The organism is Candidatus Poriferisodalis sp. (assembly GCF_965237655.1).
GTDB lineage: Bacteria > Actinomycetota > Acidimicrobiia > Acidimicrobiales > Poriferisodalaceae > Poriferisodalis.
The window spans coordinates 1,202,703-1,225,074 of record NZ_CBDEGB010000001.1 but is presented as its reverse complement, the minus strand read 5'-3'; the positions used below and the strand labels follow the sequence as shown (position 1 = coordinate 1,225,074).

19 protein-coding genes and 1 pseudogene are annotated in these 22,372 nt (G+C 65.5%); 13 read left to right on the top strand and 7 right to left on the bottom strand.

Translation table 11 applies throughout. The annotated features are described in order from the left end of the window. Positions 1 to 36: 36 nt before the first annotated feature. Positions 37 to 1,356: a cytochrome P450 gene (locus ACPXYO_RS05900; protein WP_423917622.1), complete on the bottom strand. Its 1,320-nt coding sequence runs from the start codon at positions 1,354 to 1,356 to the stop codon at positions 37 to 39. A gap of 127 nt (positions 1,357 to 1,483) precedes the next feature. On the opposite strand from ACPXYO_RS05900, the gene ACPXYO_RS05895 reads away from it, so the two are divergent. Continuing rightward, on the top strand, positions 1,484 to 2,467 hold the full coding sequence (locus ACPXYO_RS05895; RefSeq protein WP_423917620.1) for an NAD(P)-dependent oxidoreductase: 984 nt from the start codon (positions 1,484 to 1,486) through the stop codon (positions 2,465 to 2,467). A 61-nt stretch (positions 2,468 to 2,528) separates the two neighbouring features. Continuing rightward, positions 2,529 to 4,649: pseudogene (locus ACPXYO_RS05890) on the top strand (DEAD/DEAH box helicase); the annotation flags it as partial. A 14-nt stretch (positions 4,650 to 4,663) separates the two neighbouring features. Here the strand turns inward: ACPXYO_RS05890 and guaB are convergent. Then, entirely contained in the window at positions 4,664 to 6,175 is a 1,512-nt protein-coding gene (guaB, locus tag ACPXYO_RS05885) for an IMP dehydrogenase (RefSeq protein WP_423917617.1), read from the bottom strand. Positions 6,176 to 6,264: 89 nt separating this feature from the next. On the opposite strand from guaB, the gene ACPXYO_RS05880 reads away from it, so the two are divergent. After that, a complete protein-coding gene (locus ACPXYO_RS05880) occupies positions 6,265 to 7,506 on the top strand; it encodes a glycosyl transferase (RefSeq protein WP_423917615.1) in 1,242 nt (413 codons plus the stop codon). On the opposite strand, the gene ACPXYO_RS05875 is transcribed toward ACPXYO_RS05880, so the two are convergent. Continuing rightward, a complete protein-coding gene (locus ACPXYO_RS05875; protein ID WP_423917612.1) occupies positions 7,503 to 9,332 on the bottom strand; it encodes an alpha-amylase family glycosyl hydrolase in 1,830 nt (609 codons plus the stop codon). The genes ACPXYO_RS05880 and ACPXYO_RS05875 overlap by 4 nt on opposite strands. Next, positions 9,329 to 9,457, bottom strand: a complete 129-nt coding sequence (locus ACPXYO_RS05870; protein ID WP_423917609.1) for a hypothetical protein — start codon at positions 9,455 to 9,457, stop codon at positions 9,329 to 9,331. Before ACPXYO_RS05870 ends, ACPXYO_RS05875 begins: the two co-directional genes overlap by 4 nt. Between ACPXYO_RS05870 and ACPXYO_RS05865 the strand changes: the two genes are divergently transcribed. The 9 genes from ACPXYO_RS05865 (at position 9,456) to ACPXYO_RS05825 (ending at position 19,710) form a co-directional block, all read left to right on the top strand. Further along, positions 9,456 to 11,399, top strand: a complete 1,944-nt coding sequence (locus tag ACPXYO_RS05865) for a primary-amine oxidase (RefSeq protein ID WP_423917606.1) — start codon at positions 9,456 to 9,458, stop codon at positions 11,397 to 11,399. The genes ACPXYO_RS05870 and ACPXYO_RS05865 overlap by 2 nt on opposite strands. Before the next feature lie 25 nt (positions 11,400 to 11,424). Further along, a complete protein-coding gene (locus ACPXYO_RS05860; protein WP_423917603.1) occupies positions 11,425 to 12,696 on the top strand; it encodes an acyl-CoA dehydrogenase family protein in 1,272 nt (423 codons plus the stop codon). A gap of 109 nt (positions 12,697 to 12,805) precedes the next feature. Continuing rightward, complete coding sequence (locus ACPXYO_RS05855; protein WP_423917601.1) at positions 12,806 to 13,900, top strand: BMP family ABC transporter substrate-binding protein; 1,095 nt, start codon at positions 12,806 to 12,808, stop codon at positions 13,898 to 13,900. Positions 13,901 to 14,026: 126 nt separating this feature from the next. Then, complete coding sequence (locus tag ACPXYO_RS05850; protein ID WP_423917598.1) at positions 14,027 to 15,580, top strand: ABC transporter ATP-binding protein; 1,554 nt, start codon at positions 14,027 to 14,029, stop codon at positions 15,578 to 15,580. Further along, positions 15,577 to 16,764 (top strand): ABC transporter permease, encoded by a 1,188-nt coding sequence (locus ACPXYO_RS05845; RefSeq protein WP_423917596.1) that lies wholly within the window; start codon positions 15,577 to 15,579, stop codon positions 16,762 to 16,764. Before ACPXYO_RS05850 ends, ACPXYO_RS05845 begins: the two co-directional genes overlap by 4 nt. Continuing rightward, a complete protein-coding gene (locus tag ACPXYO_RS05840) occupies positions 16,757 to 17,713 on the top strand; it encodes an ABC transporter permease (RefSeq protein ID WP_423917593.1) in 957 nt (318 codons plus the stop codon). Before ACPXYO_RS05845 ends, ACPXYO_RS05840 begins: the two co-directional genes overlap by 8 nt. Positions 17,714 to 17,780: 67 nt before the next feature. Continuing rightward, positions 17,781 to 18,107, top strand: a complete 327-nt coding sequence (locus ACPXYO_RS05835; RefSeq protein ID WP_423917590.1) for a DUF3467 domain-containing protein — start codon at positions 17,781 to 17,783, stop codon at positions 18,105 to 18,107. Between the two features lie 736 nt (positions 18,108 to 18,843). Next, positions 18,844 to 19,272, top strand: coding sequence for a hypothetical protein (locus ACPXYO_RS05830; RefSeq protein WP_423917587.1), 429 nt, complete (start codon positions 18,844 to 18,846; stop codon positions 19,270 to 19,272). Between the two features lie 6 nt (positions 19,273 to 19,278). After that, positions 19,279 to 19,710, top strand: a complete 432-nt coding sequence (locus ACPXYO_RS05825) for a hypothetical protein (protein WP_423917584.1) — start codon at positions 19,279 to 19,281, stop codon at positions 19,708 to 19,710. On the opposite strand, the gene ACPXYO_RS05820 is transcribed toward ACPXYO_RS05825, so the two are convergent. Beyond that, on the bottom strand, positions 19,703 to 20,029 hold the full coding sequence (locus ACPXYO_RS05820; protein ID WP_423917582.1) for a helix-turn-helix domain-containing protein: 327 nt from the start codon (positions 20,027 to 20,029) through the stop codon (positions 19,703 to 19,705). The two genes, ACPXYO_RS05825 and ACPXYO_RS05820, sit on opposite strands and share 8 nt — an antisense overlap. Before the next feature lie 130 nt (positions 20,030 to 20,159). Here ACPXYO_RS05820 and ACPXYO_RS05815 point away from each other — a divergent pair, with 130 nt between their 5' ends. After that, positions 20,160 to 20,405, top strand: coding sequence for a DUF3467 domain-containing protein (locus ACPXYO_RS05815; RefSeq protein ID WP_423917579.1), 246 nt, complete (start codon positions 20,160 to 20,162; stop codon positions 20,403 to 20,405). Between the two features lie 6 nt (positions 20,406 to 20,411). Here ACPXYO_RS05815 and ACPXYO_RS05810 read toward each other — a convergent pair whose 3' ends face one another. Both ACPXYO_RS05810 and ACPXYO_RS05805 read right to left on the bottom strand, forming a co-directional pair. Next, positions 20,412 to 21,800 carry a DEAD/DEAH box helicase gene (locus ACPXYO_RS05810; RefSeq protein ID WP_423917576.1) on the bottom strand — a complete coding sequence of 463 codons (1,389 nt, stop codon included), beginning with the start codon at positions 21,798 to 21,800 and terminating at the stop codon, positions 20,412 to 20,414. Positions 21,801 to 22,158: 358 nt separating this feature from the next. Beyond that, positions 22,159 to 22,356, bottom strand: coding sequence for a cold shock domain-containing protein (locus ACPXYO_RS05805; protein ID WP_419552062.1), 198 nt, complete (start codon positions 22,354 to 22,356; stop codon positions 22,159 to 22,161). Positions 22,357 to 22,372 lie beyond the last annotated feature (16 nt).

The following is a 22,372-nucleotide window of genomic DNA, read 5'->3' as shown; positions in this document are numbered from 1 at the left end:
CTACGTGCGCGGCGAGGCGTTCACAAACCCGGACCCTCAGGTGCGCGGAACGACCATCTGGTGCTTGATCGGGCCGACGTGGAGGTGGCCGATGCGCGATTGGCCGCCCGCGAGCTTCAACCCGTCGAGCAGCGGCGCCACCACGCGGAAAAACGCCCGCAGCTCCCAGCGCGCCAGGTGTACGCCTAGGCAGAAGTGGGCGCCGTGCCCGAATGCAAGGTGATCGTTCGGGGTGCGCTGAATGTCGAAGCGGTAGGGATCGGGGAATTGGCGCTCGTCACGGTTAGCCGACGGGTACCACACGCCGACGTGCTCGCCCGCTTTGATCTTCTGGCCTCCTAATTCGGTGTCGACCGTGCAGGTGCGTGCGAACTGGATCACGGGTGACGTCCAGCGCAGGATCTCCTCCACCGCTGCCTCGACCGCCCCGCCGGCGTCGCCGGCGTCAGTACGCCGGTCGTCGTCGATCCGCTCGTTGAGCAGGTCGAGCTGGTCGCGATGCTCCAGCAGTGCGATCGTCCCGCCGCTGGCCGCGTTGCGGGTCGTCTCATTCCCGGCGGCGATCATCAGGCGCAGGTAGCCGACCAGCTGCTGGGGCGTGAGCAGGCCCGACTCGATCTCCGAGCGCAGCAGGATGCTCACCAGATCCCGGCCGTGGGCGCCAACGCTGCGTCGTTGCCTGATCAGGCCGCCGATCCACGTGTCGAACTCGCGGATCATGCGCGCCCGCATGTCGTCGTGAGCCTCGCCCGGCTCGCAGAACCGGTCCAGATCGGGATCGTCGAACAACACGGCGGTCCAGGCGTGCACCTGGGACCAATCGTCGGCGGAGACGCCGACCATCTCGCAGATCGCTGCCAGCGGCAGCTTCACTGCCAAGTCTTCCACCAAGTCCGCCGTGCCCTCAGTCGCAATGCGGGCCATGAACTGCTCGGCGAAGCGCTGGGCGTGGCGCTCCAAGGACTCGGACCGGCTGCGCATCGCCTTCGGCGTGAACTCCGGCACCACCAGGCGACGCAGATCCCAGTGGTCGGGACGGTCCTTGAAGATAAAGTCCGGCGGCTCGTCGGGGTCCCAGCCGATCTCGATCATCCGTTGGCGGTACTTCGTCCAGAAACGCAGGTCGCGGTCGGCGTCAGCCAGACGCAGGCGCCCGCCTCCGTTGATGAACGTGCGGTTCTGACCCGACACCCACCTCACGTCGGAGTAGCGGGTGATCGCCCAGAACGGGACGATGTTGTCGCGCACATACCAGTAGACCGGAGCCTCGGAGCGCAGCAGGTCCCACTCGGCCCACGGATAGCCCCCGGCCGCATATTGCTCGGTGTCGTGAATCACCACATCGTCGACTTGCATGGGGTTCGCCTCACTCGGGTGCGGATGCTCGCCAGCAACAACCGGAACAACGGTAGCGAGCCGCTCAGCGGCCTCGCTGAGTTGGATGGGCCTGCTGCCGCCTGAGATGCAGAGCAATACTGACGCCATGGAATACGAGTCGGCCGAGCTGCCGATTGTCTGGTTTGACCGTCCTGCGGGCACTCTGCTGCGCGAGCTGCTCGACGGGAAGGCCCGCATTGTTGATGTGCGTGGCGACGACCCGCTGGAGGGCATCGAAAGCGCCCACGGCGCCATCGTCGGCGCCGCGATCCGCTACAACCGCACCGTCTACGAACGTGCGCCGAACCTGCGTGTGATTGCTCGTGCGGGGATCGGCTACGACAACTTAGACCTCGACGACGCCACCGCTTACGGCATCGCCGCGTGCAACACGCCCGACGGACCGACGGTCTCAACCGCCGAACACGCGGTGGCGTTGATCTTCGCTGCAACCAAGGGAGTCCGCGAGTCGGTCGATCGGCACGAAGCCGGCGACGGCGACTACTGGGCGCGCCACAGCCACTTGGAACTGGACGGTTCGACGCTCGCGCTGTTGGGGCTCGGACGCATCGGCGGCTACGTCGCCCGCGTGATGTCAGCGGTCGGCATGAACATCGTGGCCTACGACCCCTACGCCAGCGACGAGCGCTTCGCCGCCCTCGGTGCACGGCGCGCGAACACACCCGCCGCCGCCGCCGCCGATGCTCACGTCCTGTCGGTGCACGCTCCGCTGAGCGACGCGACCCGGCATCTGGTGAATGCCGACTTGCTCGCGGCGATGCGCGAAGGCGTCTACGTCGTCAACACATCACGCGGCGGCTTAGTGGATCAGGATGCGCTCTTGGCGGCTCTGGATTCGGGACGAGTCCGTGCAGCGGCACTCGATGTCAGCGAGCCCGAGCCGCTGCCGCCGGATCACCCGCTGCTGGGTCGCCCCGACGTGGTTGTCACCCCGCATGTCGCCTCTGCCACGAACGCCGGTCGTCGCCGCATCTTCACCCACGCCGTGGCAGAAGTCATGACGGCCCTCGACGGCGCCCAGCCGCCGAACATGCTCAACCCCGAAGCCTGGCCTGGCCGCAGCGCCTGAAGTCCGGTTACGCCGCCACACATCACCAGCACCGCGACCTCGGACATAGCCTCCGATACCGATGGCAGACACGGCATCGGCAGCGGGACGGTTGGCGGTGTTTCTGCCACGCGAGCCCGATCCCGACTCGCTGTTGGACGCGTTTCTGGCCTACACCGCCGAAATCGGCCTAGAGCTGTATCCGGCTCAGGAAGACGCGATCCTCGAGATCTTCGACGGCAACCACGTCATCATCACCACACCAACCGGTTCCGGGAAATCACTCGTCGGACTTGCGGCGCACTTCGAAGCGGTCGCCCGTGGCCATCGCAGCTACTACACGGCGCCAGTCAAGGCACTGGTGTCGGAGAAGTTCTTCGCCCTGTGCGGCGAGTTGGGGGCGCACAACGTCGGCATGGTCACCGGCGACGGTGCGGTGAATCCTGACGCGCCGGTGGTGTGCTGCACGCAGGAGATCCTTGCCAATCTTGCTCTGAGCCACGGCGCCGACGCCCCGGTCGACAGCGTTGTCATGGACGAGTTCCACTTCTATTCCGATCGGGATCGGGGCTGGGCCTGGCAGGTGCCCTTGCTCGAACTGACTCGCTCACAGATGGTGCTCATGAGCGCGACGCTGGGGCCGACGACACGTTTCGCCGAGGATCTGCGACGTCGCTCGGGCCGCGAGGTCGCGACCGTGACGGGGGCAGAGCGTCCGGTGCCGCTCACCTTCACCTACCGCGAGACGACCCTGCACCAGTCGCTTGAAGAACTGCTGGAACTGCGGCGTGTACCCGCCTACATCGTCCACTTCACCCAGAGAGCCGCCAACGAGCGTGCCCAGGCGCTGACCAGCATGAACGTGCTCACGAAGGACGAGAAGGCTGCGGTCGCCGCCGAGATCGTCGGCTTCGGCTTCGATTCGCCTTTCGGGCGCGACGTTCAACGATTCGTCAAGGCCGGCATCGGTGTGCACCACGCAGGGATGCTGCCGAAGTACAGGATGCTGGTCGAACGGCTGGCTGGCATGGGCCTGCTCAAGCTGATCTGCGGCACCGACACGCTCGGCGTCGGCGTGAACGTCCCCATCCGAACGGTCGTGTTCACACAGCTCTGCAAGTACGACGGGCGCGACACCCGCACCCTGACGGTGCGCGACTTCCAGCAGATCGCCGGACGGGCCGGTAGGCGAGGCTTTGACCACGAGGGCTTCGTGTGGTGCCAGGCCCCAGAGCACGAAGTGGAGTACGCCATCGCTCTTGAGAAGGCCCGCGAGAAGTTCGGCGACGACCCGGCCAAGCTCCGCAAGGTCCGGCGCCCATCGGCTCCCAAGCGCGGTTATGTGGCATGGAACGCCGACACCTTCGAGCGGCTGGCATCAGGCCAACCTGAAGCCCTGCAATCCCGCTTTGACGTCTCGCACTCGATGCTCATGCACGTACTGGACCGGCCCGGTGACGGCCGTGCCGCAATGAAGCGACTGCTCATCGACAACCATGAGACGCGCAAGTCCAATCGCAGCCACATCCGTCGTGCGATCTCGATCTACCGGGCGCTGGTGGCCGCAAGTGTCGTCGAGCAGCTCGACGAGCCCGATGATGAGGACCGGCTCGTGCGCGTCAACGTCGATCTGCAGCTGGAGTTCGACTTGACCCACCCGCTGTCGCCATTCGCACTCGACGCGATCGAGTTTCTCGACCGGGACGAGCCGACCTACGCGCTGGATGTGCTCAGCGTGCTGGAGTCAACGCTCGAGAATCCGACCGTCGTGCTGGAGCGTCAGCGGGACATGGCCCGCACCGACCTGCTGGCTGAGATGAAGGCCGAAGGCATCGAATACGAAGAGCGCATGGAGCGCCTCGAAGAGGTCGAATGGCCCAAGCCGCTGCGCGACTGGCTCTACGACAGCTTCAACGCCTGGTCGACCAACCACCCCTGGCTTGGCAACGAGAACGTCCGCCCCAAATCAGTCGCCCGTGACATGTACGAGCGCGTCATGACGTTCCGCGAGTACGTCAACCACTACGGCATCAAAGGCTCCGAAGGAGTGCTCCTCCGCTACCTCAGCGACGCTTACAAAGCACTCTCGCGAAACATCCCCGAACATCACCGCAGCGACGACATCGTGGAGCTGACCCGATGGCTCGGCGACACCGTCCGTAAGACCGACAGCAGCCTCATCGACGAGTGGGAACGCCTCCAGGCACTCGCTGCCGGCTAGTTCGGAGCGCTGTAGTTGGGTGCCTCTTTGGTGATGATGATGTCGTGGGGGTGGCTCTCTCGCAGGGCCGCCGCGGTGACACGTACGAATAGGGTGCGCGTGCGCATGTGATCGATCGTCGAGGCGCCGCAGTAGCCCATGGCCTGGCGCAGGCCGCCAACCAGCTGGTGCAGCACGCCTGACAGCGGGCCCTTGTAGGCCACACGTCCCTCGATGCCCTCGGGGACCAGTTCGTCGGCGTCTCGGCCGTCCTGGAAATAGCGGTCCTTCGAGAAGCTGCGGCCCTTCATGGCGCCGACCGAGCCCATGCCTCGATATTCCTTGAAGCGCTCGCCCTGGTACAGCACGACCTCGCCGGGCGACTCGTCGGTGCCAGCGAGCAGGCTCCCGACCATCGCGCAATCGGCGCCCGCTGCGATCGCCTTGGCCAAGTCGCCCGAGAATTGCATGCCGCCGTCGGCGATGACCGGCACACCGGATTCCGACGCCGCTGCCGCACAGTCGAACACCGCAGAGATCTGTGGCACGCCGACCCCGGCAACGACCCGCGTCGTGCAGATCGAGCCTGGTCCGATGCCGACCTTGATCGCGTCCGCGCCGGCATCGATGAGTGCCCGGGCCGCATCGCCAGTTGCCACATTGCCGGCCACGACTTCGGTGCCGTGATTGGCCTTGATCTTCGCGACCATCTCGATGACATCACGGCTGTGACCGTGGGCAGTGTCGACCACGATGGCGTCGACGTCTCGTTCGACCAGCGCCGCGACCCGGTCAAACGTGTCTGGTCCCGTGCCGACGGCTGCGGCGACGAGCAGCCGCCCGAGCTTGTCCTTGGACGCGTTCGGGAACTGGATCCGCTTCTGGATGTCCTTCACCGTGATCAGCCCGACGAGGCGAAAGTTGTCGTCGACGATCGGGAGCTTCTCGATGCGGTGGCGCGCCAGCACGACTTGGGCGTCTTCGAGCGTGGTCGGTGCTTTCGCCGTGACCAGCCCCACAGAGGTCATCACTTCGTGAATCGGGCGCGACCAGTCGGTCTCGAAGCGGAGGTCTCGGTTTGTGAGGATTCCCACCAGCTTCCCCGCTGGGTCGGTGATGGGCACGCCGCTGATCTTGAAGCGCGCCATCAGCGCTTCTGCATCCGAGACCAGATCGTGGGGCCCGAGCGTGATCGGCTCAACGATCATCCCGGACTCCGAGCGCTTCACCCGGTCCACTTCCGCTGCCTGGTCGGCAAGACCCAGGTTTCGGTGGATGACTCCGATGCCCCCGTGGCGGGCCATGGCGATCGCCAGCCGGGCCTCGGTCACAGTGTCCATGGCAGCGCTGACGAGGGGCACCGCGAGCGTGATCCTGCGGCTGAAACGGGTCGCTGTGTCCACCGTGTCGGGCAGCACGTCGGATGCTGCGGGCACCAGCAGCACATCGTCGAACGTAAGGCCGTCGGCGGCGAATTTGGCCTCCAGAGACGGGAAACCGACCGGCGTTTGCTGCGGTGTCGAGACCATGGCGCACGATACCGCGCGACCCTCCGCGATCTGGCGACCGGCAACGGCGGGCACGGTAGGTTGCACGCGGTCAACCGACGGGGCACGATGTGGCCGATTTCCAGCAGCACGAGTCGATCGCGACGCTCCACCGGCTGAGCGATCGCCCCGTCGAGAGCTTCGAAGCCGACTTGTTCGAGCGGTCGCGCCGCAGTCCCATCGCCCTCATCATTCCGGCGCTGTACAGCGAACTCGGCGGACCGGCGCTCGGCCACATCGTCGACGAGATCGCCAAGATCACGTACCTCGACGAGATCATCATCGGCATCGACCGAGCAAATGCTGCGGAGTTTGCCGAGGCAAAGCAGTTCTTCGCCCGCCTGCCCCAGCGCACCCGACTGCTGTGGAATGACGGACCTCGGCTGCGCGACATCGACGAACAGCTGGCCGATCGGGTGCTCGCCCCCGCCGAGCCGGGCAAGGGCCGAAACGTCTGGTACTGCCTCGGCTACTTCCTGGCGTCAGGCCGCTGCGAGAACGTGGCGCTGCACGACGCCGACATCCTCACTTACGACCGCGGGATGCTGGCACGGCTGCTGTACCCGATCCTGGACCCCACATTCGGCTATTCGTTCTCGAAGGGCTACTACTACCGAGCCAGCGGCGATGTATCCGCAGACGGCCTCGGCGCGAACGGGCGGATGAACGGGCGGGTGGTACGCCTGCTGGTCACGCCGTTGTTGAGAGCACTGCGCGCCACCATTGGCGAGCACCACTACCTGCGGTATCTCGATGGGTTCCGCTACCCGCTTGCCGGCGAGTTCGCGATGAAGCTCGACATGACGCGCAGCATTCGCATTCCGAGCGACTGGGGTCTCGAGATCGGCGTGCTGTCGGAGGTATACCGCATCTACCAAGGGCGCCGGATCTGCCAGGTCGACATAGCAGATCGGTACGACCACAAGCATCAGGAGCTGTCGGTGGAGAATGCGAACGCCGGGCTCCACAAGATGAGCCGCGACATCGCAAAGGCCATCTATCGCAAGCTGGCGATCGACGGCACAGTGCTGGGCACCGAGACCTTCCGCACCGTGAAAGCCGTCTATTACCGCAACGCTTTGGACCTCGTCAGCCACTACCGCAACGATGCCTCGTTCAACGGCTTCGACTTCGATCTCCATGCCGAGGAGACCGCCGTGGAGCTGTTCGCGGCAGCGATCATGGAAGCAGGCGACGAGTTCCTGAACGATCCGATGGAAACACCGTTCATCCCGAACTGGTCGCGGGTGCAAAGCGCCGTCGACGGAGTGCTCGAACAGCTCTACGACGCAGTCGAGTTGGACAATGCCTAGCGCTGCGGGGTTGCCTCCCGGTCTGCCAGCGCAGGCTCCCTGCGCTCGGCTTCCAAGCACAGCCAGATCGTCTGGCCCGCTGTCAGGGATGCACGCGAACCCGGGTCGTACACCCGGTCCTCGAGAAGATCCACGCAGCCTTCGTCGTCGAACTGCGCCCCCGCACTGCCGGGCGGGCACAGCCCGGACAGCACTTCGAAGTCGATGGGGAGCTGATTGTGCGAGACGTTGGTGACCGAAACCACCGTCTGTTCCCATTGCGGCCCGCCCCGGATCACGCCGAACGCCCGGGAGCCCAAGTCCATCGACACCTGCGCGCTGTCGGGATGGAACGCTGGCTGGCCGCGCCGCACCAGCATCCGCCGCACCAGTTCCACCAGCACCCTGCGACGAACGCCGTCCTGTGCGCCGAGCAGGTCGACTGCCTCGTCGAGCGTCAGCTTGCGCCGGTTGATCGTGCGCTTGTTCTGCTCGACAGGCGGCAGGCCGTGATCGGTGACGATGCGAGGCGGATCGCTGATCGGTGTCCAGTAGCTGGGGGTGCCCAGCAACGCATGCACGTACACCGCAGGAATGCCGGCGAGGCTCAGCATGACCGTGTGCGCGGCAAGGAACTGCGCGACGCCGAGCGCGTCCCGGTCGCCGGCGAACAGATCCCACAGCGAGACGTTCAGCTCGTACGCCTTGGGTCCAGCAGGGGTGTCGAACTCCGAGTGAGTGCCGCCCGCGCTGTGGGCCGCCGCGATGAGCCGGAAGATTTGTGCATCCGTCAACAATCCCTCTACCGGACGCAGCCCGATCCCGTCGTGGCTGGCGATGAAGTTGAAGTACGACGCTCCCGCTGGCGGCGGCTCCAGTCGAGTGAGCCACTGCTGCAACGCGACGGCGGACCCCGACAGCATCGTGTGGGCGACCAACGGGGGGAGGCTGAAGTTGTAGACGAGGTGGGCTTCATCGCCTGAGCCCCAATAGGCCACGTTCTGGTCGTGAGGCACATTGGTCTCGGTGATGATGACCGAGCCAGGACAGCATGCATCCAGCAGCGTTCGCAGCAGCTTGACGATCTCGTGGGTCTGGGGCAGGTTCACGCATGAGGTGCCCGGCTCTTTCCAGAGATAGGCGATGGCGTCGAGGCGGAACCAGCGCACACCGGCGTCAACGAGGCATGCGACAGTGCGCAACAGGTCCAGCAGGACTTCGGGTTCGGCAAAGTTCAGGTCGATCTGGTCATGGCTGAAGGTGCACCACAGCAGCCGGCGGCCGTCGGGGGTTTCGACCTCGCGCAGCAGTGGGGTTGTTCGTGGTCGCACCACGCTCGAGGTGTCATCCTCGGGCTCCGCGGTGAGCAGGTTGCGACTGCCCGGCATCTCCCCCCCGCAGAACTGATCCATCCAAGGGTGATCGGCGCTGACATGGTTCACGACGAGGTCAGCCATCACCGTGTAGGTGTCGCTGAGCGCTGTGATGTCCTCCCAGCTGCCGAGCCGGGGGTCGACTGCTCGGTGGTCGGTGACAGCGAAGCCGCCATCGGAGCTCGCCGGGTAGAACGGCAGCACGTGCACGACGGTCACGACATCGCCCGTCAGGTCGTCGAGCATCTCACCCAGGGTGTGCATCGGAACCCTGCCCGCCTCGGTTATCGAGTCGGCATAGGTGATTACAGCGATGTCTCGCTGATCCCAACGCGGCCCGGCGTCGGGCACCTCATCGGCCGGGTCCCCGCCGATGGCTGCGAGCACATCGTCGACGATCCCGTCTGCGGGCAGCGCGGGGTAAACGATCTCGAGGTGGCGTCGGACACGGCTGCGAAGATCCCCATCCGTCACAACCTGAGGACCCCCATCACCAGCCCGTCTGCCTGCCCGTCGAGCCCGGAGCCGTAGCGAGCGACACTACCGATCGCATCCGGAGAGTCCGCGTACCAGCCGGCCGCCACGTAGCGTGATCCCATGACCGAGACCTTGCTCGAACGGCCCAGCGATGATGCGGCCACGCCACCGCGTCATCCGCTGTCGATGATGACCGAAGCGGAAGCCCATGCTGCCATCGAGGTGCTGCGTCGCAGCGGGCGCATCAGCGACAACGCACGTTTCCACGGATTCTGCATCTGGGAGCCGCCCAAGGCCGAGGTCGCGGCCTGGACGCCCGAAGCCGACACCGATCGCCGCTTCGAGGTCGTGGTACGCGAGAACGGCGAGGTGTACACCGCCGTGGTCTCGGTGACCCGCGGCGAGGTCGACTCCTGGGAGCACCATCCTGGCGTCGTGCCGCGGGTTGGCATGGCGGAACTGTTCGCCGTGATGGACGCCTGCCGGACCGACCCGGGATTCGCAGCGGCGATCGCCAAGCGGGGCATCACTGATCCGTCCCAAGTCCAGATCGACCCGTGGCCGACCGGCGACTACGGCTTCGACTTCGAGACGGGCCGGCGGGTGCAGCGCTGCATAGCCTTCTGGCGCCCGAACCCTGCCGACAACGGCTACGCCTACCCGCTCGACGGTCTGATGGTGCACGTCGACGTCGACACGCTGGAGGTGCTGCACATCGAAGACTTCGACCAGTGGCCGGTGAGCTCGGAGCGGGGCAACTACGACGTTGACGCCGTCACCGAGGATTTCGGGCCGATGCGCACCGACCTGCGCCCGATCGAGATCACCCAGCCCGAGGGAACCAGCTTCACGCTCGACGATAACGATCTGCGCTGGCAGAAGTGGTCGATGCGCGTGGTCATGGACGACACCGAAGGCTTGGTGCTGCACCGGATCGCGTATGACGACGGCGGCCGGGTCCGCCCGATCATCGACCGGGCATCGTTGGCCGAGATGGTGGTGCCCTACGGCGACACCAGGCCGTCGCAGTCGTTTAAGCACGCGCTCGACTCCGGAGAATTCGGCCTCGGCCTGATGAACAACTCACTCGAGTTGGGCTGCGACTGTCTTGGCGAGATCACATATCTCGACTCCGCCCAGGTGTTTGACGATGGATCAGTTGTCACAACGCCGAACGCGATCTGCATCCACGAAGAGGACTTCGGCATCGGCTGGAAGCACTTCGACTGGAATGCCGACACCACCGAGGTGCGCCGATCTCGCCGGTTGGTGGTGAGCGCCATCCACACGGTCGGGAACTACGAGTACGGGTTCTTCTGGTACTTCTACCTCGACGGCTCGATTCGGTATGAGGTGAAGTTGACCGGCATCCTCACCACTCGTTCGCACCGCGACGGCGACGACATGACCTTCGCCCGGCAGGTTGCCCCGCACGTGTCCGCCCCGATTCACCAGCACGTCTTTTGCGTGCGATTGGACATGGCGATCGACGGCACTGCGAACACGGTGGTCGAAGTGAACACCGAAGCGCTGCCGCCGGGCCCAGACAATCCGCACGGCACTGCGTTCGCGGCTCGTGAGACGGTGCTGGAGAGCGAGTTGGCTGCTCGCCGCGACACCAACTCGTCGTCCAGCCGGTACTGGCGGATCGAGAGCGCCGACCACATCAACCGGCTCGGGCGCCCGACGGCATTCCGGCTCTTGCCACCACCCACCGCGACGATGTTTGCTGCCCACGACAGCCCGCATTCCGAACGCGCCACCTTCGGCCGGCACAACCTGTGGGTGTCGCCGACACGCCCCGACGAGCGCTACGGCGCGGGCCGGTTCCCCACACAGCGCAACGCTGGCGACGGGCTGGAGCGCTATACGGCGGGTGACCGGCCGATCGTCGGCACCGACGTCACGGTGTGGCACACATTCGGCATCACCCACGATGCCCGGCCCGAGGACTTCCCGGTGATGCCTACCGAGTACGTCAGCTTCGGGCTGGTGCCCGACGGTTTCTTCGACCGCAACCCGATGCTCGACGTGCCGCCATCATCGAACGGCCACTGCGGCTGAGCCCGCTGCGACCTACTGTGGCCCGATGGCGGGAGCACCCGAAGTCGAAGAGACGAGCCTGACGTCGTCCGACGACGCCGGTCTATCCGGCGTTGAGCTCGTCGAGCACTTCTCCCCGGCGCCGACCGAGGGGCTACGCATCGCGCCGTTGCTGGACGCGATCGAGGCGCAGGCAGAAACGGCAGACCGGACCCGGTCCGTGTCGTCGGATGTCATCGAGGCAATCCGGGGCACCGACTTCATGCGCATGTCCGCTACCCCGAACATCGGCGGCGTCGAGGAAACGATGCTCCACATGGGCCGCGAGCTCGAAGCGGTGGCCGCCCGCTGTCCCAGCCTGGCGTGGTGCCTGTGGAATCACCTGTGCGTGTTCCACCTGTTCGTCGGATCCATGGGTCCCGAACAGCAGGATTTCCTCACCGACATCGTGACCAACGGCCATTGGGTGTCATTCCCCGGCGGTGCGCGCAGCTCCGTGTACGGACGCATCGAAGGCGATCAGGCCATCCTGAACGGGACCGGCCGGTGGGGCACCGGTGCCCGCTACGCCGACTATTGCGGTGTGGCCTTCGCCATCACTGGCCCCGACGGCAAGCCGGTGCGCCCGATGGACATCCGATTCACCATCGTGTCCACCAAGACCGAGGGGTTGAAGATCGATCCGTCGTGGGACGGCGCCGGATTGCGGGCCTCGGCAACCGACGACGTCCACTACACCGACGTGCCAGTGAACCTCAACGACTGCGTCGCCTGGTACGGAGTGAATCGCGCCGAGTCGCTGCGCAGCGTTCCGGTGGTGGACCACCGGTACCGGGAGGACTGGGTCGGCATCTCGGATCTTTGGCTCACCTGGATGGCGGTGGGCCTGGTACGCCGGGCTCTCGCAGAGGCAGCCGACGCTGCCGGCGGTCGCCGGGTCATCATCGGCGGCAAGATGGTCGAGCGACCGACGGTGCAGGTCAACTTCGGTCGCGCAGCAGCACTGCTGGCTGGCGCCGCTGCCGCGGTCGAGACCGCGTGCAACGAGGTCGACCGTCGCATCGCCGCCGGTGTCATTCCCGACGAAGCGGACTACCTGCGACAGATGGCCGTGACCTCGATGGCGGTCGAGCAACTCGATGAGGCCATGTCGCTGCTGCATCGCACTCAAGGCGGAACAGCGCTGCGAGAAGGCGGTGCATTCGAACGTCGCTACCGGGACTTCCGGGCCATGCCGGTGCACATCAATGTGCATCAGGACCGCGTCACCCATCAGCTGGGGCGCCACGTCCTCGGCCTCGAACTCAACCCATTCTGAGCCGCTTGGCGATGTCTGCGGCCGGTGGCCGCGGGCACAGATGCGCAAGATTAGGCTCGAAGTCAACCGCTCCGGGGTTCCTCCGCGGGCGTTTACGGAGAGGGAGATCATGCGTTCGAGGACTCTGACACGACTCGCCATTGCTCTGACCGGCGTGGCTCTGCTAGGAGGAGCGTGCGGCGGCGGCGATGGCGATCCCGAGGACGTCACGGCGGCATTCGTGCTGGTGGGACCCGTCGGTGACGCCGGCTGGAACTGGGCACACGACCAAGGTCGCCAATACGCGGAAGACCAAACCGGTGCGAGAACGCTGTTCGTCGAGAGCGTCCCGGAAAACGCCGAAGACTTCAAGGCAGTCGCCGTCGACTTCATCGAGAACGAGGACGCAGACGTCATCTTCGGCACCTCGTTCGGCTACATGGACCCGATGCTCGAGCTGTCCGAGGAGTACCCCGACGTCGTGTTCGAGCACGCCTCGGGCTTCAAGATGAACGATGCCAACTTCGGCAACTTCTTCGGCCGCATGTACCAGCCGCGGTACCTGTCGGGCATGGCGGCAGGTGCGATGACCGAAAGCGGGCAGTTGGGCTACGTGGCTGCGTTCCCCATCCCTGAGGTGATCCGAGGCATCAACGCCTTCACCCTCGGCGTGCTCGAGACCAACCCGTCAGCCGAGGTCCGCGTCATCTGGACCTTTACCTGGTTCGACCCGGCGGTTGAGGGCGACTCGGCCAAGGCCCTGCTGGAAGCCGGCGCCGATGTCATCGCCATGCACCAGGACTCCACGGCTGCGGGTGTCGCTGCGCAGGACGCTGGGGCGCGATGGGTCGCCTACAACTCCGACATGCGCGACTTCGCACCCGACGCGTTCATCACCGCACCTGTGTGGAACTGGGGCCCGCGCTACACCGCGATCATCGAGGCAGTCGCTGCGGGCACCTACGAGCCTGGTTCGTACTGGGGCGGCATGGACGACGGCATTGTCGACCTGGCGCCGCTGGCTGACGACGTGCCGGGCGATATCGCCGACCAGATCAGCGACGTTGCCGAGCAGATCCGTGAAGGCGAGTGGGACGTGTTCACCGGCGAGATCCGCGACCAGGAAGGCAACGTCCGCGTCGCCGCCGGCGAGACCCTGGATGACGGCTCGATGCTGGGCATGGACTGGTTCGTCGAAGGCGTCGTGGGTGACGCCAGCCCCTGATCCGACTGATCGAATCGCAGTAGCACCGCCGTTGGATCTGGGGGACTCCGAGATGTCCCTCGGAACCGGCGGCGGTGCCGCGCGCCGCTGCAGCAGCAGGCCGCGGGCTTCTGACACCGGTACGGCGTGAACGTTCAAGATCTCTCAGAGCCCCGCGCCGGCAGCGGCGACGCTGCCCCGATGGCCGTCGACCTGCGCGGCATCCGCAAGGAATTCCCCGGAGTGGTTGCCTGCGATGGCGCCAACCTCGCCGTGCGGGCGGGCACCATCCACGCGCTGCTCGGAGAGAACGGCGCCGGCAAGACCTCGCTCGTCAACGTGCTCGGCGGGGTGTACCTGCCCGACGGAGGCGAAATCTGGGTTCACGGCACCCAACAGCAGTTCCACTCGCCCGCCGATGCAATTGCCGCGGGAATCGGAATGGTCCACCAGGAGTTTCGCTTGGTGCCCACGCTCACGGTCGCGGAAAACGTCGTGCTCGGCTCGGCACCGCGATACCTGAACATGACCCAGATCACCGAACGCGTCGCTCACCTGGCAGCGACCTACTCGCTCGACGCCGATCCCACCCGGCCTGTGTGGCAGCTCTCGGTCGGCGAACGGCAACGCGTGGAAATCCTGAAGGCACTCTGGCGCGACGCAGACGTGCTGGTGCTGGACGAACCGACGGCGGTGCTCACACCTGCCGAGGCTGCCGACTTGGGTCTCACGCTGCGTGCCATGGCTGACCGCGGCCGCTCAGTGATCTACATCAGTCACAAGCTCGACGAGGTGCTGACGGTGTGTGACGAAGCCACCGTGCTACGCGGTGGACTCACCGTTGCGCAGCCGGGCAGCCTCACCGGAGTCGAGCGATCGGACTTGGCCCAGATGATGGTCGGAGAAGCCGCAGCCGAAGTTCAGCGTCCCGCGGGACAGCCGAGCGGTGACGTCGTGCTCGCGTTGGACGGCATCGCGGCATTGAGCGACCGGGGGTTTCCCGCACTGCACTCGGTCGACCTCTACCTACACGCCGGCGAGATCGTGGGTGTCGCCGGCGTCTCGGGAAACGGTCAGAAGGAGCTGGCCGAGGCCATCGCCGGATTGCGTCCCGTCACCTCTGGAAGTGTCCGCTTGTTGGGCGCCGACATCACCGGTGCTTCGCCGAGAGCGCGTTCTCGCGGCGGGCTGGCCTACGTGCCCGAGGATCGCCTCGGCGTCGGTCTCGCCCCCCATATGTCCGTCGTCGACAACGCCGTCGTGCGTTCGTACCGGGCCATGCGCCGCGGGGTCATGCTGGACCTGCGGCGCTGCGAGGACTTCTGCAAAAGCCTCGTCGAGAGATTCGGCGTGCAGGTCGGACGTTTGCACTCAGATGTGAGCGCCCTGTCAGGGGGCAACCTTCAACGCCTGCTGCTCGGCCGCGAGCTGACTGGAGAGCCCAGAGTGCTCGTGGCAGCCCAGCCCACCCGTGGTCTTGACGTGGCGGGCATCGCCGCCATCCAGGAACACATCGTCGCGCAGCGCAGCGCCGGCGTTGGAGTTCTGCTGATCTCTGAAGACCTTGACGAGCTGCTCGCGCTGTCAGACCGGCTGATCGTGATGTACGAGGGACGCATCGCGGCCCGTCTGGATCCGACGACATCCTCGAGAGCCGAGGTAGGCGCCGCGATGGCCGGAGGCGGAGGCGGCGGCACATGAGCGACCCGACGCACGCCCCGCTGCACACCGTCTCGCGCGGGCGAGCTCGCTGGCATCGCGGCCTGGTGCGGCCCGTGCTGCAGCGACGTTCAGACGTAGTGCCTGCGGCCCAGGCCTTCGCCTTCGTGATCGGAATTGCAGCGGCTCTGATCGCGGGAGCGCTCCTGCTGCTCGCCGCGGGCAACAACCCGGCCGAGGTGTACGGCCGGATGATCGATTCGTCGCTTGGCGGCATCAATTCGATCTCACGGACGTTGCTGCGAGCGACACCGCTTGCGCTGGCCGGTCTTGCGATTGCCGTTGCGGGATCGATGGGACTGTGGAACATCGGCGCCGAAGGTCAGATAATGGCGGGCGCGACGGTCGCAGCAGGTTTCGCCATGTCGGCGGGCGACTTGCCGGGTCCCCTCCTCATCATCTCGATGCTGATCGCCGGCGCGGTAGGCGGCGTCATCCTCATGCTGGGGCCGGCGCTCGCGCGTGCATACCTGGGTGTCAGCGAGATCATCACGACGCTGATGCTCGTCGAGGTCTCGATCCGGATCGTGGAATGGCTCGAGACCGGTCCGTGGAAGGATCCCGAGTCGCAAGGCTTTGCGTTGATCGAGCCCCTGCCCGACCATGCGTCGCTGCCGGGACTGTTCGGCCGCGCACACATTGGCGCAGTGCTCGCCGTCGCGCTGCTGGTGGCCTTCTGGCTGGCCGTCTCGCGCACAGCGTGGGGATACGAGCTGCGCATGGCGGGATCGTCGCCGGCCACAGCTCGCTATGCCGGCATCTCGCTGCAACGCAAGGTGCTGACTGCCCTGCTGCTGTCGGGCGGACTGGCTGGCCTCGCCGGCGCCATCGAGCTGACCGGAACTGCGACGCGACTCGATCCCGGCTTGTCGAACGGCTACGGCTTCGCCGGGATCATCGTGGCGGCGCTCGCGCTGATGCGGCCATCGGGCGTGGCGGCGGTGGCGTTCGTGTTCGGCGCGGTGCAGGTGGGCGGCCAGTCCATCCAGACGCTTGGCGTGACAAGCTCGATCGCCACGATCCTGCAGGCCATGATCCTCATCGGTGCCTTGGTGGCCGCGGTGCTGCTCAACTACCGCGTCCGATGGGTGCGACCCGTCGGCTACCCCACAGATGCAGCCCCACAACCAGACGGCGCCGCCACTCCGGGAGCTGCGGGTGTCTGAGGCAGCCATCATCGGACTGCTCGTGGCGACCGTGCAGTTCGCCACGCTCGTGTACTTGGCCGGGCTGGGCGAGCTCATCGCCGAACGATCCGGCGTGCTGAACCTCGGTGTCGAGGGAATGATGGCGATGGGGGCCGTGAGCGGATTCATGATGGCGCTCGCCACCGGCCGTCCCTGGATCGGCTTCGCATTCGCTGCGCTCGTCGGCATGGCGGTCGCAGGAGTACACGCTGTGGTGAGCGTGGTGATGGGCGCCGGCCAGGTGGTGTCAGGCTTGGCGATCACCATCGGCGGATTGGGATTCGCCGCCTTCATCGGACAGGACGCAGTACGCGAACGTGCCGATGCCGTGTTCACCGATCTGGGCATCGCCGGACTTGCCGACATCCGCTGGGTCGGTCCGATCCTTTTCGACCAGCCGCCGGTTGTCTACCTCGCGGGTCTTCTGGGCATCGTGGTCTGGTTCGTGCTGAATCGAACCCGGCTCGGCCTCGCACTGCGTGCGGTCGGGGAATCTGCCTCGACGACGGACTCGGTGGGCCACTCGGTGACACTGCTGCGTTCCGGAGCTGTGCTGATCGGCGGTGCCTTCGCCGGCGCTGCCGGCGCCTTCTTGTCGCTGTACATGGCCGCCGGCTGGACCGAGGGCCTCATCGCCGGCCGCGGCTGGATCGCAGTGGCACTGGTCATCTTCGGGGCGTGGCGGCCCGGGCGGCTTGCCGCTGGCTCGCTGTTATTCGGATTCACGCTTGCGCTGCAGCCCCGTGTCCAGACGTTCGACCTGAGCCTCTTCGGCCTCGAGGTCAACACGATCTCGCCGGCGCTGCTCGGCATCCTGCCGTTCCTGCTGACTGTCATGGTCCTCATCGCCATCAGCTTCCGGGCCCGGCATCGACCGAGCCCAGCACCCGCCGCCCTGACGCTCCCCTACCGACGCGAGGAACGCTGACAGCGCCGCTGAACGCCGCAGATGCCGCCGCCGGCCGCGTGACAGGGGCGGGCTAGCGTCTTCGCCGATGGCCGAGAGCAACCCGCACGAATCGCTACCCGACGGCACGAAGCTGCAGATTCGCCTCCCACCAGAGCTTGAAGGCGGCGTGTGGTCCAACTTCGCCGTAGTACGCCACTCGCCGTATGAGTTCACGCTCGACTTCATCCGGCTGGACTTCAGCGGCAAGCAGTCACCCCGGCGAGGCGTCGTCGTGCAGCGCGTCAACATGTCGCCGCAATTCGTGGAGCAGCTCATCAGCGCCCTGAGCGACAATATGTCCAAGTTCGCCTCGAACCTTGCGCCGACCAGTCTTGAATCCCTGAATCCTGATGATGAGGAAATGGAACCGTAGATTTAGGCCCCTCATCCCTAGGATTTGGAGAGCGCCAATTTCGAGCCAATCGGTACGAAGTACAGCCCGTCACTGTTGACAGGGCGCTGCTCAGATATCCCCAGCCAATTCTTGGACAATGTCTGCAGGTCAGCCGTCGCGCCTCGACGCCACCGGGATGCCGACCACTGCTTCCCGGCTTGGAGACGATCGGGCTCCGTTCCCTATCGAGACATCCACTGAGGCAGGACTGATGAACAGTATGATCGATGGCAACGAGCCCGAGTAATATACTGCTATCGTATGTATTGCGACGATCGTATTATCAACTGTAAACTACGCTAACAACCGCAGAGGAGAACAGGGGATGACCCAACTTACAGACGAACCACAGCCGGAGTCGGGACCGAAGTCCTCCCGCTCCCCCAGGGGCGCCGCCTTTCCGCGCATGACCGTGCCGGAGGCAACTCAGGCCCTCCGGCAAGTACACAAGGCAGGACGCCACCACAGCCCGGGCTCGATGTCGTCTCTGCTTGGCCACTCAAGTCCGAACAGCGGCGCTTTCCGACAGAAGCTCGCCGACCTCCGGGAGTTCGGTCTTGTAGCTGGACGAGGTGAAGAACTTGAATTGACCACTCTGGCGCTACGGATTACACGGCCGACTTCGACGGACGATGCAGACGCCGCTATTCGAGAGTCGTTCCTGCATTGCGCCACATTTGAGCAGATGTATACGCAAGTCGCTAAGGGTGAGCCGATGGCTCTGGAGATTCTCGGAAACCTCGCAATCCACACGCTTAACGTCGGCGATCATGTGGCCGACCGTTTTGCCCAGTGCTTTGCAGAGGGTGTCGTAGCAGCTCGTCTCGGCGAGCGCGACGACGGCAACATTGTTCTGTGGGAGCGAGAAGAAAGGCCCGCAGTCACGGCTGGGGCCTCTTCTGAAGAGCCCAGCAGCGGAGCACAGGATTTGATCGCTCCCGTTGGCCACGACGAGGCAGTCGCGCTCCATCAAACCTGGTCACTCGATCCCGGTTCAGTGCAATTGACGATCCGCGTCTCAGAGGCGCTGCCATCGTCGTCGTTTGCCCCGCTGGCGGAAGCAGTAACGGCGATCGAATCGCTGGTGACGCACCTCCGTGGCGGCCGCGACCCCGCCCCTGCCTCGGACTCTGGTGAGGAGTAGAGCCCAATGGCTGAGTCATCGGAGGCGGACGAGTGGAACATCCACTTCTTCCAACGCGCCGATGAAACAGCGGATAGGTCCGGTGCCGTGCCCTCGCAGGATTTCTTGGATTCGCTCAGCATCAACACACGTGCGAGATTCGAAGCCGTCCTGAACGCGGTTGCCGCTGCGCCACCCCCCAACTTCAGCGGAGGCGGGTACTGGCATGCGATGCACGGTCAGATGTCTGGGTTGCATGAAGTCCGCATTCGGGCCGATGGGCAGAACCATCGACTGTTCTGTCTGCTCGACCGCCGCGGCGACGGGCTCGGTGGGCCATCGATCGTCTGCCTCGGCGGCTTCTCCAAACGACTACGCACCGGCGCGCATCCGAGAGAATATCGACGTATTCGCAGCTATCGCGATGAGTTTTCGAAAGACCGATGCGTCGCTAGCTGACTGCCACGACGTGCGCATTGGTCTCATGATCGACGCGCACAGCGATGCCTAACGCTGCGGCCACCGCAGCGACGGTCCGGAGACGAAGCGCACTGCGGCGTGCCACCAGCAGCCCACGTACCGACCGTGCTGGCACGCCCGCACGTTGTGCAAGCTCTGCTTCGCTCAGTCCGAGGTGACTCCGACGGCTTTCGATCTCGCGCACGACGCTGTCGATGAAATCGATCTCAGCCTTTGCCCGCGCGTACTCGGCCCGGTACTCAGAGTTCTCGCTCTGCCGGGCAAAGTAACGCTTTGCTCCCGCCACGTTTGAAGCCACACTCAGGAGCGTAACGCTGACGGAGCCACATTGAGGCCTCATGCGGCATGACCAGCCCGCATGGTCTACAGGGAAGAGACATCCTCTGTCTCGTCGATCAACGGCAGGCGAGAGCGAGCTCGAGGCTGGCGTGTGGTCCAACTTCGCCGTGGTTCGCCATTCGCCGTATGAGTTCACGCTTGACTTCATCCGGCTGGACTTCAGCGGCAAGCAGTCACCCCGGCGAGGCGTTGTCGTGCAGCGCGTCAACATGTCGCCGCAATTCGTGGAGCAGCTCATCAGCGCCCTGGGCGACAACATGTCCAAGTTCGCCTCGAACCTTGCGCCGACCAGTCTTGAATCCCTGAATGAGCCGCAAGTCGACCCAGACGCTTGATCGTGCTCAGCGCTGCGGCGAGCGCTGGTGACCCTTGGACCTAGAACGGTTGTTGTTGCTTCGACGGTGCCGGGATTGATGCTTGGCCGCCGGGCGCTCAAGCGTGCGACGCCGGGTCTGCGAGCCCTTGTGGTGCCAATCCGCGTCGGCACTCGCCTTGCGGGTCTCAGAGCGGGGCTGACCTGATACGGCGTTGGCCTTGTGGGTCTTCGAGCCCTTCGGGCCTGAATTGCTGGCGAATCCGGCGCCGTTGGCGCTGACCTTGCGTGGGCTGGCTGACCGGATTGCAGCCACGTCGACTTCGGTGATGGGCTGCTCCAGGCCCATCTTGCGCTGCATGGACTTGAGTTCTTTGACCTGCTCGGGCTGAACCAACGAGACCACCACGCCACCCAGACCGGCCCGGGCAGTCCGGCCCGATCGGTGAAGGTAGGTCTTGTGGTCGGCCGCGACGTCGTAGTGAACGACAGCGCCGACACCTTCGACATGGATGCCGCGCGCAGCAACGTCAGTCGCGACCAGCGCCTGGACCTTGCCGGCGGCAAACTCGGCCAGCGCCCTGGTGCGCTGGCTCTGGCTGCGTCCGCCGTGAAGTGCCGCAGTGCGGATCCCTCGGCGATCCAGCTGCCGGGCCACACGATCGCAGCCATGCCGGGTTCGACAGAACACGACCGTCGATCCTGCGGCGTCGATTGCTTCCGCGCAGATGTCGGTGCGGTCAGTCCTGGCCACGCTCCAAAACACGTGGTCGGCAGCGCTGACGTCGGGGGTCTCGTCACCGACCTCGTGACGCACGGGATCGCGCTGGTAGTCGCGTGTCAGTGTTGCCACATCGCCGTCGAGCGTGGCCGAGAACAGCATGGTCTGGCGTTTTGCGGCGGTCTGGTCGAGCAAGCGCCGCACGGCCGGGATGAATCCCATGTCGGCCATGCGGTCGGCCTCATCGATGACGACCTTGTCAACAGCGGACAGGTCGACTTGGCCCTGTTCGATGAGGTCTTCGAGGCGACCTGGGCACGCCACGAGAATGTCGACCCCGCGACGCAGGGACCCGATCTGGGCGCCATAGCCCACGCCGCCATAGGCGACGCTGACCCGGCGCTTGCCTGCAAAGGTGCGCAGCTCGGTCATGATCTGGTCGGCGAGTTCACGGGTCGGCGCGAGCACGAGTGCTCGGGGCTTGTGTGGCTGGGCGCTGCCGACGCTGGCTACGAGCGGAATCCCGAACGCCAGCGTCTTGCCGGATCCGGTTGGCGCTCGGCCGCAGACATCGCGTCCGGCCAGGGCATCGGCCACGGTGGCCGCCTGGATGGCGAACGGCTGGCTGATGCCACGTTGAGCGAGGGCGCTGACGATGAAGTCAGGGGCGCCCAGCTGGGCAAAGGTGGGGGGCATGTGTCTCCTGGCCCGCTGCGCGCGGGCTCTGCACGGGTTCGGTGGCGCCTCAACAGGGGGTGAAGAGGTCGGCGATAACAGGGGTTTGGTCCACGTTGACAGGAAGAACCAAGACCGGCCTGCGAACCCGTCGGCCGAACATGCCGGCCAGACGACGGGAGGGTACCGGCGCACGCTGCTCAATACTCGCGGAGCAGAACGCGGCCGAGTGGCCCGAGATGTGTTGACACAGGTGGCGTGTGACGCCGCCCGCGCCCGATGCGATTGCCGACGGAACTCTGGTGGACAAGATGTCTCGCGCCCAAAGCTCCGAACGTCGCCAGCCTGTTGGGCTAGCGACAGTCAGTGGCGAGTGCGCTCAGACGGGCTTGACGTTCTGAGCCTCGTCGCCCTTGCGGCCGGGTCCGATATCGAACTCGACCTCTTGTCCTGCCTCCAGCGTTCGGTAATTCTCACCGACAATGTTGGAGAAGTGGACGAAGACGTCGTCCGCCCCGTCACGGGAGATAAAGCCGAAGCCCTTCTCGCTGTTGAAGAACTTGACTGTTCCACGCATGTCTTGCCTCTCGAAG